Raw genomic sequence first — 17592 nt, forward strand, 5'->3', positions numbered from 1 at the left:
CGGGGCGCCCTGCTGCTTAGACCTCGAACGCGAGCGACCAGGAACCCGAGCGCGGACGCAGCTGGTACTCGGGCCTCACGTCCGGGCCGCACGAGCGCGACCCCAGGCCGTGCTGCGCCACATCGAAAATGAGATGCGTGCGCTCCGCCTCGCCCAACTCATGCGAGTGGCGCGCCTTCGTGATCTGCTCGATCGAATGCTCACGCACCTGGAAGCCAGGCCGTTCACGGTGGGGTCCGACGGCATCCGCGCGCACGGTGAGCCCAAAGCCCGACAGCTGAAGCTCGCGCAACCCGGGGCGGTAGCCCGACTCCTGCGGAACCGCATACTCGACATTCAGGTCCGAGACAGGCATCGAGAAACGGCCAATGCGCGCGGCACGGCACGAATCGACGTAGTTCTCGAGCGGGCCCGAACCAAACCACGAGGCATCGCCGGCACCAAGCGGCGCCGTGAACTCGAGGCCGAGGCGCCCCCACACGTACTCCCAGTTCGCCGAAGGCGCAGCGTCGGCATACAACCGAAGAACGCGCGAGGCGCCAGCCTGCGCCTCACCGGCAGCGTCCTCGAGGCGCCACGTGATATCGAGATCGACGTAAGCGCGGCCGGCAGGCGTGCTGTAGCGGTGCACGGCGCGGACCTCATGCTCGTCGAGCCACACGCCAATGACGCGGCGCTCGAGCTTATCGATGCCGATCTCACGCCACAGCGCCGCGGTGGGCGGGGCCTGGGTTCCCGAGCCGGTCGTCTCGGCGGGGTCGGCGAGGATGTATGAGCCGAAGTCGCCCAGCGAGTCGTTCTCGGTGGGGGCGCGGAACAGGCGAAGCTGAGGGCCGGCGAGATCGAGGTCGCCGAGTTTCACGAGGTCGCCCGTGCGCTGATCGAAGTGGGCATCACCGAGGGCGAATGAAGCGTCGGAATCCTGCACCTGATCGACCTGTGAACCGGTCTCGCCGCTTGCCGTAGCGCACAGCGCAGCCGGACGCGACGGCGCCACAATCCTGGTCGTATCCTCAACCGGGACCTGCGTGAACGCCACTTCGTGGCCGGCGTCGGCCCAAGCGGTGCTCTCGCGCATAACTGCGCGGATCGTGCGGAACTTTTCGCCCGAAAGTTCACCCTCGTGGCCCTCGGCGAAGGGCGGAAGAGTCAGCTCTCCGGCGTAGCTGTTCCAGCCGTTTACGGAAACCTTCTCGACGGGGCATTCGCGGCGCAGCACCTCGTGGCCGTCGACCTCATCGATGACCTCGAACACGAAGTCTTCGAGATCGCCGGCGTGGCGGAGATCCTGGACGTATGCCGCGGTGATGTTGACAGCGTCGAAATCGGCATCGAGGGCCCGGTCCGTATCGCCTTCCATAGCGAGGTCGAACTCGAGCTTGATCGGGCTCACGATTGCGCCGAACTCCACGAGCCCCGGAGTTGCCTCACCCGAGGAGAGCACGAGGCCATCGCACACGAACGACGAGTCGTGAACCTGCTCGCCGAAGTCGCCGCCGTAGCCGTAGAACTCGGTTCCGTCATCGGTGCGCGCCGCGATGCCGTGATCGCGCCACTCCCACACGAATCCGCCGTGCCACTGCGGGACCGTCTCGAAGATGTGCTCGTACTCGGCCATGGCGCCCGGGCCGTTACCCATCGCGTGCACGTACTCGCACAGGATCATGGGGCGCTTCGCGAGCTCCGCGTTGCGGCCCGGCATCGTGCCGCCGAACTTCCCGCGGCCGGCAGCCATGTCGAGCATCGCCTCGATCGGCGGGTACATGCGCGAGACGAGTTCGGTGTACTGCCCGTCGTAGTCCTGCTCGTAGTGCACGGGGCGCTCCGGGTCGCGGCGGCGCAGCCAGTTCGCCATCTGCGCCATGTTCGCGCCCGTGTGGCCCTCGTTGCCGAGCGACCACGACACGATCGACGGGTGGTTCTTGTCGCGCTCGAAGAACCGCTCGACGCGATCCAGAAGCGCGTCCCGCCAGCGCGGATCGTTCGCGGGAACATCGCGCCAGTTTTCGCCAAGGAAGCCGTGCGCTTCGTAATCGCACTCGTCCATGACCCAAAAGCCCAGCTCATCGGCAAGGTCGAAGAGTTCGGGATGCGGCGGGTAGTGCGAGGTGCGGATCGCGTTCACGTTGTGGCGCTTCATGAGCAGCAGCCCCTCGCGCGCCTTCTCGCGGTCCCACACGCGGCCGAGTTTCGGATCATACTCGTGGCGGTTGACGCCGCGAATGCGCAGCTTCTTGCCGTTGACGCGCCACTCGTGCCCCACGATCTCGACGCGCCTGAAGCCCGTGCGGATCGTGAGCGTCTCGGCAGTGTTCGAGATGGTCGCGGTGTACAGGCGGGGCACGTCCGCACTCCACGGCTCCACTTCGGGAACGGGGATGGGTCCGACGGCTGCCGGGCTCTCGAACGTTTCGGAGATTCCAAGCTCGTCGATCGCGACCGTGACGGGGAAGGCGGCTTCTTCCGCACGAATTTCAGGAATGAGCGTGCCGGGCCCGGGAGCGGCGGGGCCGTTCTTCGGGTTGAAATCGGCGCGCAGCCACGCGTCCTCGATGCCGGCGGCCGGGCGGAACAGGAGCTCAACGTCGCGGTAGATGCCGGGCAGCCACCACTGGTCCTGGTCCTCGAGGTACGTGTTCGAGGACCACTGATGCACGCGCACGTGCAGCACGTTCTCGCCTTCGACGAGGAGGTCCGTGACATCGAGTTCCTGCGTGAGGCGCGAGCCGCGCACGACGCCCGCTCGCTCACCGTTGAGGCTGATGATCGCGAGGGATTCGATGCCGAGGGTACGCAGGTACACGCGCGTGCCCTTCTCGAGCTCCTCGAACTTCTCGGCGTTCAGCGTGAAACGCGTGCGGTAGTCGCCCGTCGGGTTGTCGTCGGGAACGTTCGGGGCATCCACGGGGAAGGGGAACTGCACGTTCTGGTACGCGGGGGCGCCATACTTACCGAAGTCGCCGTATTCGCCGCCACCGGTAAGAACCCAGTGCGAGGGCACGGTGATGTCGTCCCAGTTCGAGTCGTCGAAGTCCACCGTCGGAGCTGATTCTCCCGCGCCCTCGGCGCTGCGCGAGTACGCGAACTTCCACGTGCCCGCGAGGCTCATGGCCTCAGCGGTCGTCGTGAGGTGGCTGCGCGGCGAGATTCGCGCGCCTTCGCCGGGGGAGTAGGAGGTGATGTCGTTGAGGGTGCTCATGAGGTCATCCTTGTCCGAGTGAGAGGTGGGCTAGCCCTTGGTCGAGCCCATCGTGAGGCCTGAAACGAACTGACGCTGCAGCACGAAGAACAGGATCAGGATGGGGAGGGCCGCGATGATCGAGCCCGCCGAGAGTAGGTTGTAGTCGGTGAAGAACGAGCCCTTGAGGTTATTCAGGGAGCTCGTGACGGGGAACTTGTCGCCCTTCTGCAGCAACACCGTAGCCCAGAAGAATTCGTTGTAAATCCATGCGGTCTGCAGGGTTGCGAGGGCGGCAAGCGGCGTGCGGCACAGCGGCAGGGTGAGCGTTACGAACTGCGACCACACGGAGGCGCCGTCGACGTCGGCCGCTTCGTAGATTTCCTTGGGGATCGCCTTCATGTAGTTCGAAAGCACGAACGTGCAAAAGCCCGTCTGGAACGCCGTGTTGACGATGATGACGCCGAGGTGGGTGTCGAGGAGCGAACCCGAGGCCGAGAGCGACTCGGGGATCGGAATCCACATGAACATGCGGTACACCGGCACGAGAAGCGACTGCGGGGGCAGCAGGTTCGCGGCCACGAAGAACGCGAGCATCACGAGGTTGAACTTCGAGGAGAAGCGCGCGAGCACGAACGCCATGCACGAACTGAGCACGAGCGTGAAGAGTACCGCGAGAGCCGTAATGATGAGGGAGTTGAGGAACGACTGGGTGAAGCCGCCCTGCTCCCACGCGTTCACGAAGTTGTCGAACGTGAAACCGCCGAAGCTGAAATAGCCGTGCTGGCTCGTGTAGCTGTAGTCGCGGAACGAGTTGAACAGCGCCCACAGGAGCGGGAACAGCCACGCGAGGGCGACGATTAGGAGAAAGACGTTGAGGAACGCCCTCGAGACGGTGAGGTTCTTTTTCTTCGCAGTCATGATTACTCCTCTCCCTTGAGCATGATGCGCAGCTGAATCACGATGAAGACCGAGCTCATGATGAGCATGATCGTCGCGAGCGCACTACCGAAGCCGATCCGGCTTGCCTCGCCCACGACGTTCGACGTCACGAGGGTCGAGATGAGTTCGAGCCCGTTGCGTCCCTTGTTGATGATCCACACGATGTCGAATGCGCGAAGGCCCTCGATGAACGTGATGACGAGCAGCAGGATGTTCACGGGGCGCAACACGGGGAAAATGATCTGGAAGAACGTACGGGTGGGGCTTGCACCGTCGAGTGCGGCCGCCTCCTTGAGGGCGGGGTCAACGCCCTTGAGGCCCGCTAAGTAGAGCAGCATGATGTAGCCAACGTGGCGCCAGCCGTTCGCGATGATCGCGGCATACAGGTTGATGTTCGGATCGCCGTACCAGTCGATCTGCGTGCCAAGAACGGCGTTGATGAAGCCCTGGTCGCGGCTGTACATGAGCTGCCAAATGAAGCCGATGAGCGCGGCCGAAAGAACGACCGGCAGATAGAGGGAGGTCTGGTAGAACCTCGTGAGCTTCAGTTCCTTATCGAGCAGCACCGCGAGGAACATTCCGAGTGGGGTGAAGATGAAAAACAGCACGAGGAGCCACACGACGTTGTGCCACAGTGCCGGCCAAAACGGCGGGTAGATCGTGAACATGTCGATGTAGTTCTGGATACCAACGAAATGAATGTCGCTGAGGCCGCCGATGCCGTCCCAGTTGCTGAAGGACAGGATCACGGTGCACAGGGCGGGAATCCACACGAAAACGCCGACGATCACGAGCGGGATGATGCTCATCGCGATCACGGTGAATTTGTCCCAGCCGTGCAGCTTGGCTAGCGGTCCGATCTTTTTGGACACGACTCGCTCCTTGGATTGGGGTCGAAAATAGGGGTCAGGACTCGGCAGGGAAGATGGACTTCTTCTGCTTCTCGATGTCGCGAAGGATCGAGCCGATCGAGTCGGGGTTCTTCAGGAAGTTCTGCAGCGACGGGCTGATGACCGTCGAGGCGAAGTCGGGGCGCGTATCGCGATCGAGGAACTGCGAGATCGCGCTCGCGTTGGTGATGAGCTCGACGGCTTTCTTCTGGAGCTTCGAGTAGTTGCTCTGGTCCTGGTCGGTTCGCGGCGAGATCACGGAGGGGTCGGCATCGAGCTTGTACTGGATGGCGTCGGCCGTCGCGAGGTACGTGAGGAGTTCCTTCGCCTTCTTTTCGTTGTGGGGCTTTGCCGCCATCATCCAGCCGTCGATGGGGGCCTCGACGACGTCGGCACCGATCGCCGGATCGAACTCGGGGAAGATGAAGAAGTCGAGGTCATCCGGATCGTCACTCTCGGCCCACTGCTGGTCGATGAACATCCCCATCGTGTACATCGCGGTTTCTTCCTTGAGCATCGACTGTGCGGCTTCCTGCCACGTGCGCCCGAGCGGGTCCGGCTGCTGGTAGGGAAGCAGGTCCTTCCAGCGGGCGAACACGTTCTTCACTTCTTCGCTCTCCCACGATTCCTTGCCGGCCATGAGTGAGACGTGGAAGTCGTAGCCGTTGACGCGCAGGTCGAGCATGTCGAATGTGCCCATGGCCTCCCAGCCGTCCTTATCGCTGAACGCGATAGGCGTGAGCCCCGCGGCTTTGATGTCCTCATTGAGGGCGAGCCATTCGTCGAAGGTTTCCGGGACGCTCCAGCCGTGCTTGTCGAACACGCTCGGCTTGTAGAACACGGCCCACGGGTAGTAGTTCCACGGAATGAACACGAGGCGACCGTCGTCGGCGGACGAGGCGACCTTCATCGATTCGGGCATGCCGTTGATGTTCGCCCACACGTCGCTCAGGTCGCTCACGAGGCCGCGCTCGGCGAAGAAGCGCGCGCGGTAGCCCGCGAACCACGTGAACACGTCGTCCGGGTTGCCCTGGAGGTAGTTGTTGATGCCTTCCTTAAAGGTTTCGTGGTCGACGGTGTTGATGTCGACCTTGCCGCCCTTCCACGAATTCAGCATGTCCAGCACGGCCTTTTTCGGGATCGCATCGCTCTGGTGGGATCCGACGGTGACCGTGTTCGGGTCGTTGTTCGCGCCGCAACCTGCGAGCAGAGCGAGCGCACTCACGCCGGCTCCCGCACCGAGGACGGCACGACGGCTCGCGGTGGCCTCGCGGATCGCGCGAACCGACGCGGGGATCTCATCGATCCAACTGTCGTTCATGAGGTTCTCCTTTGAAGATTTTTCGTGTGTGAGGGTCTTAGGTCGTTTCGCGCACCACGAGGGACGTGGGGAGCGTGAGCGATTCGATGGGCTTGGCATCGCCGAGGGCATTGAGTAGGCGTGCCCCGGTCGCACCGACGTCGAAGATGGGCTGGGAGATGGTCGTCAGCGCCGGGGCGGTCTCGGCCGCGAAGGCGTGATTGTCGAACCCCACGACCTTGACGTCGTCCGGGATCACACGCCCTGCCTCGTGAAGCACGGCGAGAACGCCGAGGGTCTGACGGTCGGAGCCACACAGGATTCCGTCGAGGTCGGGGTGGTGTGCGAGAAGCTCGCGCGTTGCCGAGGCGCCTCCGCCTGTTGAATAAGGTGCGTGGATGACCTCGAGCGGGGCGGTTTCGAGTGCCGAGAGTTGGCCCTCGACGCGATCGTGGGCACCTTGCGCCGTTTCCGGGCCCGCAATGATCGCTATGCGGCGCGCGCCGCGCTCAACCAGGTGGCGCGCGCCGAGCTCGCCGCCCTGGCGGTCATCGATCGTCACGGTCCACGTGTTCTCTCGACCCTCAACGAGGGGGCCGAGAACGATCGTGGGGATGTCGGTGCTCATGGCGTCGAGCAGCGGATCGTCGATGTGGGGCGAGAGCACGAGCGCGCCGTCGACCCGGTTCGGGGCAAGCTGACGCAGTGTGCGCTCGCGCTCTTCGTCGGTCGTGGCAAACAGGAGGTTGAGGGCAATGTCGGTCCCCACGAGCGCGGAGTTGATGCCCTGGAGCATCCGCCCGAAGGTCGGGTCGTCGAATAGCTCGCCGTAGGGCTCGGTGAGGATCGCCGCGTACACGTTGCTTTTGCCCGAGGCGAGCGAGCGCGCGTGGGCGTTGGCGCGATAGCCGGTTTCGGCGATCGCCTTTTCAACCTTGGCGCGAGCAGTGGAGGAGGAGATCTGGCCGTTGAGCACTCGTGAAACCGTGCTGCGGGAAACGCCCGCGGCGCGTGCGACGTCGTTAATCGTGGCCACGCCTTTCCTCCTCATCATCGAGTGAGGCTCCCGAATCTATGGGTGTGGGTCGTGGGCGCTCGGTTTGCATCCGAGCGGGTCACGCCTACTGGGAGCGCTCCCAGTAAATGTAGCGCACGACACCGGAGCGCTGTCAAGCGAGGTTATTGACCGACGCAGAAAGACCACTGCACGCCCCACGGCGTGCAGGCGAACGATCGCCAACGGGCAAGGCTCCGCCAGGGGCACACGCCAGTGGAAGCGGCGACACTACAGACGCGCGCGTCACGGACCGACGTGGTGCGCGCTCTAACTTGGCCCCGCGGTCTGAAGATAAAAGCCAAGCATGATGAGCGTTCCAATGATGATGGCGACGCCGCCCACCCGCCAGAGCACGAGGCGCAAATCGCTCGGCTCGTTCGCCTCGCGATCCTTGTACTGCCAAGCCTCGGTAATCTCCCACATCTGGTACGGGAAAAAGGTCGCTGCGATGCCCATAATGAAGAGCACAATAAAGAGCAAAGCGATAAACATCTCTGGCCCCCCTGGGGTCGCGGGTGTGATCTACGGCTCACCCTAAAACGCCCCACTGGGAGCAAGTCGCGCGCCCCTCATCCAGTCGCCGGCTCGGCTCGCTAGGATGGGCGAGAATGCCGCGTGGGCAAGCGTCGGAACCCCCGAGCTTACGCTGGCAGGGATGGGGCGGCCGGCTGAGCCGGCCTGGAGTCCGACGTCTGCTGGGACCATCGTTGCGAAAGGACGAGCGTGAACACCGACCACATCAAACACAGCGTGCAGGCCATCAACTGGAACCGCATCCAAGACCCCAAAGACCAGGAAGTGTGGGACCGCCTCACCGGTAACTTCTGGCTCCCCGAAAAGGTGCCGCTCTCGAACGACATTCAGAGCTGGTCCAAGCTGAACGAGCAGGAGCAGGAACTCGTGATGCGCGTCTTCACGGGCCTGACCCTGCTCGATACCGTGCAGGGAACCGTCGGCGCCATCTCCCTCATTCCCGACGCCGTGACCCCCCACGAAGAAGCCGTGTACACGAACATCGCGTTCATGGAATCCGTGCACGCGAAGAGCTACTCGCAGATCTTCTCCACGCTCTCCAACACGAAGCAGATCGATGAGGCGTTCCGCTGGAGCGAGCACAACGATGCGCTCCAGAAGAAAGCCAAGATTGTTCTCGAGTACTACACCGGCGACGACCCCGAAAAGCGCAAGGTCGCCTCGACCCTCCTCGAGAGCTTCCTGTTCTACTCGGGCTTCTACCTGCCCATGTACTACTCGAGCCGCGGCGAACTCACGAACACTGCCGACATCATTCGCTTGATCATCCGCGACGAGGCCGTTCACGGCTACTACATCGGCTACAAGTACCAAAAGGCCGTGGAGCAGCAGTCGGCCGAGCGTCAGGCAGAGCTCAAGGATTACACGATGAGCCTGCTCATGGACCTCTACGACAACGAAGAGGAATACACCGAAGATCTCTACGACCCGGTCGGCTGGACCGAGGACGTCAAGATGTTCCTCCGCTACAACGCCAACAAGGCCCTCATGAATCTCGGCTACGAGGCGCTATTCCCGCAGGAATCGACCGAGGTCAACCCCGCGATCCTCGCCTCGCTCTCGCCGAACGCCGACGAGAACCACGACTTCTTCTCCGGCTCCGGCTCGAGCTACGTCATGGGCAAGGCCGTCGAGACCGAGGACGACGACTGGGACTTCTGATCTAAGCGGTTCTTCGCAACCGTTAACGCAGTGGGCGGCACGTTTGACGACGTGTCGCCCACTTTTTCTCGATGTGGGGCCTTGGCGGCTAGCGTGGTGGAAGCGTTTTAGCAAAGGTGTATTGTGTGTTCGGTAAAGAAGCATGAAACTTCAGGTGACGTGCAGCTTTGCTTAGTTTATTCCCAGGTAGGATTGAGGTTGGTTGACGATCTTTCAACCACCCGGGCACCGTTAGCAAACCCAGGTTCGCCAACACCGCCCGGGACATTTGTGGACCTGGTTCACTTCAACAGAAAGTAGTCACTCCAATGTCTCTTATTTGGGGAATCATTTCCTGGATCATCATTGGCGGCCTCATCGGTCTTATTGCTCGCGCAGTCATGCCGGGCAAGCAGTCGATGGGCATGGGGATGACCATCATCCTTGGTGTCATCGGCGCAATCGTCGGTGGCCTCATCGGTGGTCTCTTCGGCGACGGTGGCTGGAGCTCGCTCCTCGACAACCCGTGGTCGCTGTGGACGATCCTGCTTTCAGTGATCGGTGCGCTCGTGGTCATGTTCGTCTACGGACTGCTCACGAAGTCCGACAGCTGATCGTGACGCATCAATAAGAACGAGCGCATAGCGCTAGCGCCCACCCCCGGATCTCCGGGGGTGGGCGATTTTCATAGGCAAAGCAGCTCGGCCTCCCGTTGTAGCCCGGCTTCCCCGTTTCAGCCCTGACCTCCCCGTCGCGGTTTATGAAGATTCTGGGCTTGGGGCAGGGTGTGAGGCTTGGGGTGCGGCAGTTTCTTCATGAAGTGACGCGGCTTTGAGGGGTGGGGGAGGTTTGGTTGCTCCTGCGCGAGGTTTGGTTGTACTTGTTGCAGTTTTTGGTTGGTCGCGGTGCGGTTCTGGGTTGGCGCAGTCGCAGATTATGAAGAATCTGGGCTTGGGGCGGTGTGCGGGGCCTGGAGTGCGGCAGTTTCTTCATGAAGTGAGTCGACCAAAGAGGTGTAAAAGAGCAGGGCGTGCGCGGTTTCGCCACGACGGGCATGGGCGGTCAGTAGAACGGTCAGTAGACTGGGATGACGGTGAGGCGTTGGGGCCGCTCGGCGCTTCGAATTGAGCGTCAACGAGGAGCAGCATGAGTCACGAAACGATGTCCCAGCATTCGACCGCCGCCGATGGTTTGGCGGATCGCCGTCTCGATCCGCGGCTTGCGGCAAAGGCGCGTGAACTCGCTGCGCAGGGCACGGTGCTTCTTCGCAATGATGGCGTGTTGCCCTTTGCGCCCGAGAGTCGCGTCGCTCTCTTTGGTCGCACGGCGAAGGACTGGCTGGCCGTCGGATATGGCTCGGGCGGTGACGTGAACCCGCCGTACATCTCGAACCTCGCGGATGCGCTTCGCGAATCGGGCGCGGTGAAGGTCGATAAGGAGCTCGCGGCGGCCTATGACCGTTTCAGCGAGGAGCACCCGGCGGATCCGGGCACGGTGTGGGGCAAGTGGCCCACCCATTACCCCGAGCTTGAGCTCGAGGATGAGCAGATCAACGCCGCGGCTGGGCGCAACGATGTGGCCATTGTGGTGATCGGCCGCGCGGCGGGGGAGGACCGCGACGCGGAGCTCGCGCCCGGCTCGTACTTCCTCACTGAGCAGGAAGAATCCCTGATCGCACGGGTCAGTGCCGCGTTTGAGCGCACGGTCGCGGTGATCGACGCCGGCAACGTCATGGACCTTTCGTGGGCCGAGCACTACGACATTTCGGCGCTCCTCATCGCGTGGGCCGGCGGCATGGAATCCGGCAACGCCCTCGCCGACGTTCTCACGGGCGTGCGCGAACCCGGCGGCCGCCTCACCGCCTCTGTCGCCCGCCGCTACGAAGACACCCCAACCGCCACAAACTTCGGTGACCCCGACGTCACGACCTACGTCGAGGACGTCTTCGTGGGCTACCGCTACTACGAAACCTTCGCGCCCGAAGCCGCCCAATTCCATTTCGGCGAGGGCCTCGGCTACACGTCGTTCTCGCTCAGCTTCGGGGAGTTCGGTTCCGACGCCACCCGCGCCCGCATCGACGTCACGGCGAAAAACACGGGCGAACGTGCAGGCGATACGGTCGTGCAGACCTACCTCGAAGCCCCAGACGGGAAGCTTTCCCAGCCCGCGCGTCGCCTCGCGGCCTTCTCCCGCTCGGGCCGCGTTGCGGCAGGCGAAAGTGCCACGGTGAGCCTCGAGATTGACCTTCGCGACTTCGCCTCCTACGACGACTCCGGCGCGACCGGCCACCGCAGCGCCTACGTGCTCGAGCCCGGAACCTACCGCTTCCACGTGGGTCAAAGTGTCAAGGGCACCGAGGTCGCGGGCGAAATCGAGATCGGCGAGCTCATCGTCGTGCGCGAGGTTGAAGAGGCCTCCTCGATCCAGAAGGGCTGCGGGTTCGACCGCATGATTCTTAAGCGCGACGGCGAGGGCGGGGCAACCGTCGGATATGAGAAGGCCCCAGAGGAGCAGCGGGACCTTGCACGCCGCATTCTCGAGCGGCTCCCTGAGGCACTCCCCGAGCCGGAAGCAGGCAGCGAACCTTCGTTTGACGACGTGCGCGCCGGCAAGGTGAGCCTCGAGGAGTTCGTGGCAACCGTCGGAACGGAGGATCTCATTGCCCTCGCCTACGGTGACACGACCATGGATAGCCCGCTCGGTGTGCGTGGAAACGCGGGGGCGCTCGGCGGTGTGACCGAGTCACTGCGTGCGCGTGGCGTGGCGCCCGCGATCACGACCGACGGCCCCTCTGGCCTGCGCATTTCCGCGTTCGCGACGCTCCTTCCGTGCGGCACCGCGCTCGCCTCGACGTGGAACCCCGAGGGCGTGCGCGAACTCGCCGCGCTTCACGCCGAGGAGATGCTCGCGAAGGGCTCCGACATCCTGCTGAGCCCCGGCATGAACATCCAGCGCGACCCGCTGTGTGGCCGCAACTTCGAGTACTTCTCGGAGGATCCGCTGCTCACGGGCCTTATGGGCGCGGCCGTGGTGAATGGTGTGCAGTCCAAGGGCGTTGCCGCGTGCCCGAAGCACTACGCGGCGAACAACCAGGAGCACAACCGCATCTACTCCGATTCGCGCGTGAGCGAGCGCGCTCTGCGCGAGATTTACTTGCGCGGTTTCCAGATCATGGTCGAGGAATCGAAACCGCGAACCATCATGACCTCGTACAACAAGATCAACGGGGTGTGGGGCCACTACAGCTACGACCTCGTCACGACGATCCTGCGCGGCGAGTTCGGCTTCGACGGCCTCGTGATGACCGACTGGTGGATGCGCATGGTCGAGGATCCCCACTTCCCGGCCCTGCGCGACAGCGCTTACCGCGTGCGTGGCGGCATCGACGTGCTCATGCCCGGCAGCAAGGAGCACGGTGGAAATGAGTGCGACACGGGGGTTCGGGATTCGCTCGGGTCCGACGCTGGCCTCACCCTCGGCGAGCTTCAGCGCACGGCGCTCCACGTGCTGCGGTTCATCCTCGAGGCCAACCCGCAAGGCCATGCGACGAGCGCCGAGAAGGGACGCCGGAACTTGATGTAGGCGCCGCAGCGTCACTCTTCATGAAAATTCTGGGGCTGCAGCGCCTGTTTCGGGGATGCACGCTCTGGTTTTTTCATGAACTCGCGCGGTAATGCCGCCAGCCCGGCACGGCATCGGCGCAAACCCGGCACTACTTTGGCTCCAACTCAGCATTTCACCGGCTTGTTGGACCTGTCTTGTTGCCGTCGCAGCGTATTTGACAGTGCATCCCAGATTGGGATTCACCTTGGTAGGCTGAAGGCATGACGGTGCAAATATCCTTGCGTCTTCCCGACGACCTCGTGGAGTTCCTTGACCAGAGCGTGTCTGCAGGGGCTGCCGGCAGTCGAGCCGATCTCGTGAGCCTCGCTCTCGAAAGGGAGAAGAGACGGCAAGCCGCACTTGCTGATGCCGCAATCTTGAGTGCCGGAGGTCCAGAGGACGATCTCGACTCTCTCGTGGAGTGGACCTCAGACCACGCCTCATTTGAGGGCTGACGTGCGTGAAATCTGCCTTGCGAAGCTCGACAAGACCCGACCGGTTCTTGTGCTGACGCGAGAGGTCGCTCGAAGTGCGATGACCAAGGTGACGGTCGCGCCCATCACCTCGACGGTCAAAGGCCTCTCGAGCGAAGTCGAGCTCGGCGAGCGTAACGGGCTCGACCACCGTTGTGCCGCCTCTCTCGACAACACGGTCACGATTCCTTCCTCGCTCCTTGGCCGCACTATTGGTTTCCTTCAGTCCGATCAGGAGCATGCGTTAGCGATTGCCGCGATCATGGCGTTCGACCTCGACGCGAGGCCCCTCGAGAGCTAAGCAGAAGCGCCGGTGGCACACTCCTTGCGTCACCCTCGATGAAAATTCGAGGGCTGCGGCCCCCTCTTAGGGGCTGCACGCTCTGGTTTTTTCATAAACTCGCACGGCATCGGCCCAGATCCCGCACGTAGGCTGAGAGGGTGAGTCCATGCGGGGCTCGCGCGAGATGAGGAGACTTCATGCCTGATATTGCCCTTCCCGCTGAACTCGTCGGCGAGCACTTTAGGATCACGCCGGTCACGCCGCGCGTGGTGCGCCTCGAGTATTCGCCGAGCGGCGCTTTCGAGGACCGCCCGTCGACCTTCGCGATCAATCGCGACGTGGTGCTTGATCCTTCCGAGTACACGATCGGTGAATACCAGGGCCGCCTCACTGTCGAGACGGAGAATTTCTACCTTGAATACGATCGCGGCCCGTTCACGGCGAATGGCCTGAAGGTCGAGGTCAAGGGCGGTGTTTCGGCGTATCACTCGGTGTGGCGCTACGGGCAGGATCTGTCGCTCCCGGCGGATCGCCAGCTTGCCCTGAATGGTGAGACGCAGCGTGCGCTCGATGGGAACCTCGGTGGCGCGGCCCGCACCCTCGATGTGGCCAACGGCAAGATTCCGCTCGAGCCGGGCGTGAACTCGGCGGTGGGGTATGCGGAGATCGACGATTCGACGTCGATGGTGTTTGATTCCGACGGTCGCCTGCGCGCCCGCGCTGCCGAGGAAGGCAGCATCGATCTCTTCGTGTTCGCTGCGGGTCGTGACCACGTGGCCGCAGTGAAGGATTATTTCGCGATTAGTGGCCCTCAGCCGATTGTTCCGAAGTTTGCGCTCGGCAATTGGTGGTCGCGCTATCACCGGTACACCGAGGAGAGCTACCTCGAGCTCATGGACGCGTTCCGCGCGGAGGATATTCCTTTCTCGGTTTCGGTGATCGACATGGATTGGCACCTCACGGACGTTGATCCGAAGTACGGTTCGGGCTGGACGGGGTACACGTGGAATCGTGACCTTTTCCCGGACCCGGAGCGGTTTCTCGAGGAGCTTCATAAGCGCGGGTTGCGCGTGACGCTCAACGTGCACCCCGCTGATGGTGTGCGCGCTTTCGAGGAAGCGTACGAGGCGATGTGCGAGGCTCTCGGTAAGCCCGCCGATGGCACCGCGATCCCGTTCGACGTGAACAACGACGAGTTCATGGACGCCTATTTCGATGTGCTGCACAAGCGCCTCGAGGATGAGGGCACGGATTTTTGGTGGATCGACTGGCAGTCGGGCCCGTATTCGAGCGTCGAGGGCGTGGACCCGCTGTGGGTGCTCAATCACGAACACTTCACGCGCAGCGAGCGCTCGATCGAGCGCCCGCTCACGTTCTCGCGTTTCGCAGGCCCCGGATCCCACCGTTACCCCGTGGGTTTTTCGGGCGATGCGATCGTGACGTGGGAGTCGCTCGCGTTCCAGCCTGGCTTCACGGCGGCTGCGGCGAACATCGGCTACGGCTGGTGGAGCCACGACATCGGCGGGCACATGGAAGGTTTTCGCGATAACGAGCTCGCGACCCGCTGGGTGCAGTTCGGCGTGTTCTCGCCGATCAACCGCCTGCATTCCTCGAATTCACCGTTCGCGGTAAAGGAGCCATGGAACTTCCCGGCCCCGCACGGCGATATCCAGGCGGCGCATCTGCGCCTTCGGCACCGCCTCGTGCCGTATCTGCACTCGATGAATTACCGTGCCCACCACGAGGGTCGTTCGATCGTGGAGCCCGTGTATTTCGAGGCGCCGCAATACCCCGCGTATCGCAACGACCAGGGGTACCTGTTCGGTTCCGAGCTTCTCGTGGCCCCGATTACGCGCCCCGCCGCGAAGGATGTGGGTCGCGGGAGCGTTGAGCCGATCCTTCCGGGCGGCATGTGGTTCGATCTGTTCACCGAGCAGCGCTACGGCACCCCCGATTCGGGTGCGTTCACGCAAGAGATGTTCCGCTCGCTCGGCTCGATTCCCGTGCTCGTGCGCGCCGGCGGCATCCTTCCGCTCACGCCCGCCGACGCTATCCCCGACAACATCGAGGACAATCCCGAGGTGCTCGAGCTCGTCGTCGCCGCGGGTGGCGACGGTGAGTTCACGCTCCACGAGGAGTGGAAGGCGGGCGACGACCTCGTATGGAGCCACGTGCGCGTGGCCGTGCAGGCGTCGGACAACACCCTCACCCTCACCATCCCCGCCGACACTCCCGAGGCGGCGCGCGAGGCGCTCGAGCGGCGCGAGTGGCGCATTCGGTTGCTTGGGCATGACCCGGCTGGGTTCGGGGATCTTAAGGCGAGCGGGTCCGACGCTTCCTTCGCTCCCGGCGCCGAGAAACTCGCCGATGAGCTGCGCGTTCGCAAGCTCAGTCCGGCCGATCGCCCCGCGCCGCATGCCTCGACGATCACCGTCACGGGCCTCAAGGTCGGCAAAGAAGCGACGCTCACGAGCGCCGGTTTCAGCACCGTTCTCGACGACACCGAGAAGGGCCGCGAGGTTCGCTACGCGCGCCTGCGTGCCCTCGTGAACGACGCCGAGATCGGCTTCACGCTCAAGCAAGCCATTGCCGGTGTTGCCGCGAAGCGCCCCGAGTCGCTTATGCGTGAGATTTCGGCGTTTGGCAAGGCACCGTCGGGCCACTTGCCGCGCACATTCGACTACGAGCAGGCAAGCCCCGAGCTCATCGCGGCCGTCGCCGAGATCTGGGGCTAGCCCTCACCGAGCCGCTTCGAAGTCGATTCGCATCGAGCCCTCCTTCGCGTCGCCACGAGGTGGCGCGGGGGAGGGCTCTCTCGTTGCGGAGTCCCCGCTGGTTATAGCGAATCATTGAGCCGGTTCTGCCGGTGCAGCTCAAGCAACTGGGGGAGGACAACCGCGGGGTTGTTGTCGGGGCCAACGAGGCGGGCGCCTTCAGGTGTGAGCTTCGCGCGGAACCTCACCCTCGACGTTCCCCATTTGTCGTAAACGGGGATTTTGAGGCTCTTACCGTCGGACGTGTGCGCGATGAGGGTGCGAAGCCTCGTGCCGATGCGCTGACCCGGCTCCAAAGAGTTGATCTCGCTCCAGGGGAGGAACTTTCCCGTGCCCGGCAAGTTCCGCAGGAGAATGCCTTCTCGCGTGGCCCAAACCCCCTGCGTGGTGAAAAGCAGGAATCCGAACATGAGAAACAGGATGAGGCCGCCAAAGACGACTGCTTGCACGGCGCGCTCCGTACCAGGGGAGTCGTGGGGGAAGAGGTTGGTCATCACGAGTGCCACTGCGATAAGCACGGCGAAAAACGCGCACATTCCGCCGTAGAGCCAACGGTAGAAAGCGCCGGGGCCGGACGAAAGGAGAACGTCGCCGCGCTCCTTGGCAGGTGGGATGGGCCAGCGTGATGCCATGGGCGCGCTCCTTCGTGGCGGGGGATCAGACTCAAGTATGGCAGGCGACCGGTGCAGGCGTGACGCTGTCGCAGAAGCAAATCGAAGTGCGGACTCGGGTCACACCCCGAGCCGCCCCTGGCGATGCAGGTCAAGCAGTTGGGGCAGCACGACCGCGGGGTTCACGTCGGAGCCCACGTAGCGGGCGCCGTCGGGCGTGACTGTCGAGGAGAGAAAGTCTCGTTGCCCGTCCGTTCGATAGAAAATGGGCACCATGAGGCTCGTGCCATCGACCATGCGTGCCGTGAGAGATCGCAACTCCACTCCATCGTGCATGCCGGGTTCGAAAGCGGCGATCGCAGCCCACGGGAGGAATTTCGTTCGGCCCGGAATGTAGCGCACGAGCACACCGCGCTGCGTAGCCCACACTCCAAAGCGCCTGCACCACACGAACCCCGCGAAAAATAGGAAGCCAAGGCCCGCCAGAAGGATCGTCCCGATGACGAGCTCCGCTTGCGTGGCTTTCCCAGGATCGAGAACGAGACACGTGGCAAACCCTCCGAAGAGAACCGCGGCAATCGCGGAGGGAAAGCTGTAAATGCAATGGAAAACGTCGCTCGGACCGCTCGCAAGCAAAACCTCGCCGCGCTCGCGCGCAGGCGGGACGGGCCAGCGAGGTGCCATGGGATGCTCCTTCGTGGCGGTGGCGTCGGGGTCCAGTATGCCCGAGACCATCAAAAGCTCTGCCCCATGCCACAATGGTTTCGCCCCTTCGCACCCCCTCGAGGAAGGACCCCCGTGAGCGCG

At 63.4% G+C, this 17592-nt stretch carries 14 protein-coding genes; 6 read left to right on the forward strand and 8 right to left on the reverse strand.

Annotated elements, in window-relative coordinates; translation table 11 throughout:
- Positions 1-16 precede the first annotated feature (16 nt).
- The 6 genes from DEHOM01_RS04010 to DEHOM01_RS04035 form a co-directional block, all read right to left on the reverse strand.
- Complete coding sequence (locus tag DEHOM01_RS04010) at positions 17-3199, reverse strand: glycoside hydrolase family 2 TIM barrel-domain containing protein (protein WP_061211606.1); 3183 nt, start codon at positions 3197-3199, stop codon at positions 17-19.
- A gap of 30 nt (positions 3200-3229) precedes the next feature.
- Positions 3230-4099: a carbohydrate ABC transporter permease gene (locus DEHOM01_RS04015; protein ID WP_061211607.1), complete on the reverse strand. Its 870-nt coding sequence runs from the start codon at positions 4097-4099 to the stop codon at positions 3230-3232.
- Positions 4100-4101: 2 nt separating this feature from the next.
- Positions 4102-4992 carry a carbohydrate ABC transporter permease gene (locus DEHOM01_RS04020; protein ID WP_245630648.1) on the reverse strand — a complete coding sequence of 297 codons (891 nt, stop codon included), beginning with the start codon at positions 4990-4992 and terminating at the stop codon, positions 4102-4104.
- A gap of 34 nt (positions 4993-5026) precedes the next feature.
- A complete protein-coding gene (locus tag DEHOM01_RS04025) occupies positions 5027-6331 on the reverse strand; it encodes an ABC transporter substrate-binding protein (RefSeq protein WP_061211609.1) in 1305 nt (434 codons plus the stop codon).
- Positions 6332-6368: 37 nt separating this feature from the next.
- A complete protein-coding gene (locus DEHOM01_RS04030; RefSeq protein ID WP_061211610.1) occupies positions 6369-7346 on the reverse strand; it encodes a LacI family DNA-binding transcriptional regulator in 978 nt (325 codons plus the stop codon).
- A gap of 288 nt (positions 7347-7634) precedes the next feature.
- Entirely contained in the window at positions 7635-7859 is a 225-nt protein-coding gene (locus DEHOM01_RS04035) for a DUF6199 family natural product biosynthesis protein (protein ID WP_061211611.1), read from the reverse strand.
- A gap of 231 nt (positions 7860-8090) precedes the next feature.
- Between DEHOM01_RS04035 and nrdF the strand changes: the two genes are divergently transcribed.
- From nrdF to DEHOM01_RS04065, 6 genes are all read left to right on the forward strand, one after another.
- On the forward strand, positions 8091-9062 hold the full coding sequence (gene nrdF, locus DEHOM01_RS04040) for a class 1b ribonucleoside-diphosphate reductase subunit beta (RefSeq protein ID WP_061211612.1): 972 nt from the start codon (positions 8091-8093) through the stop codon (positions 9060-9062).
- A gap of 308 nt (positions 9063-9370) precedes the next feature.
- The gene (locus DEHOM01_RS04045) at positions 9371-9655 is read left to right on the forward strand and encodes a GlsB/YeaQ/YmgE family stress response membrane protein (RefSeq protein ID WP_061211613.1); all 285 of its coding nucleotides are present in this window, start codon (positions 9371-9373) and stop codon (positions 9653-9655) included.
- A gap of 532 nt (positions 9656-10187) precedes the next feature.
- Positions 10188-12623: a glycoside hydrolase family 3 protein gene (locus DEHOM01_RS04050; RefSeq protein WP_061211614.1), complete on the forward strand. Its 2436-nt coding sequence runs from the start codon at positions 10188-10190 to the stop codon at positions 12621-12623.
- A gap of 242 nt (positions 12624-12865) precedes the next feature.
- On the forward strand, positions 12866-13099 hold the full coding sequence (locus tag DEHOM01_RS04055; RefSeq protein WP_061211615.1) for a ribbon-helix-helix domain-containing protein: 234 nt from the start codon (positions 12866-12868) through the stop codon (positions 13097-13099).
- 1 nt (position 13100) lies between these two features.
- A complete protein-coding gene (locus DEHOM01_RS04060) occupies positions 13101-13418 on the forward strand; it encodes a type II toxin-antitoxin system PemK/MazF family toxin (RefSeq protein WP_061211616.1) in 318 nt (105 codons plus the stop codon).
- Positions 13419-13597: 179 nt separating this feature from the next.
- Positions 13598-16135, forward strand: a complete 2538-nt coding sequence (locus DEHOM01_RS04065; protein WP_061211617.1) for a glycoside hydrolase family 31 protein — start codon at positions 13598-13600, stop codon at positions 16133-16135.
- A 101-nt stretch (positions 16136-16236) separates the two neighbouring features.
- On the opposite strand, the gene DEHOM01_RS04070 is transcribed toward DEHOM01_RS04065, so the two are convergent.
- Positions 16237-16806: a hypothetical protein gene (locus DEHOM01_RS04070; protein ID WP_061211618.1), complete on the reverse strand. Its 570-nt coding sequence runs from the start codon at positions 16804-16806 to the stop codon at positions 16237-16239.
- 99 nt (positions 16807-16905) lie between these two features.
- Positions 16906-17469 (reverse strand): hypothetical protein, encoded by a 564-nt coding sequence (locus DEHOM01_RS04075; protein WP_061211619.1) that lies wholly within the window; start codon positions 17467-17469, stop codon positions 16906-16908.
- Between the last annotated feature and the right edge of the window lie 123 nt (positions 17470-17592).

This window comes from Dermabacter hominis NBRC 106157 (assembly GCF_001570785.1).
In the GTDB taxonomy this organism is placed as follows: Bacteria; Actinomycetota; Actinomycetes; order Actinomycetales; family Dermabacteraceae; genus Dermabacter; species Dermabacter hominis.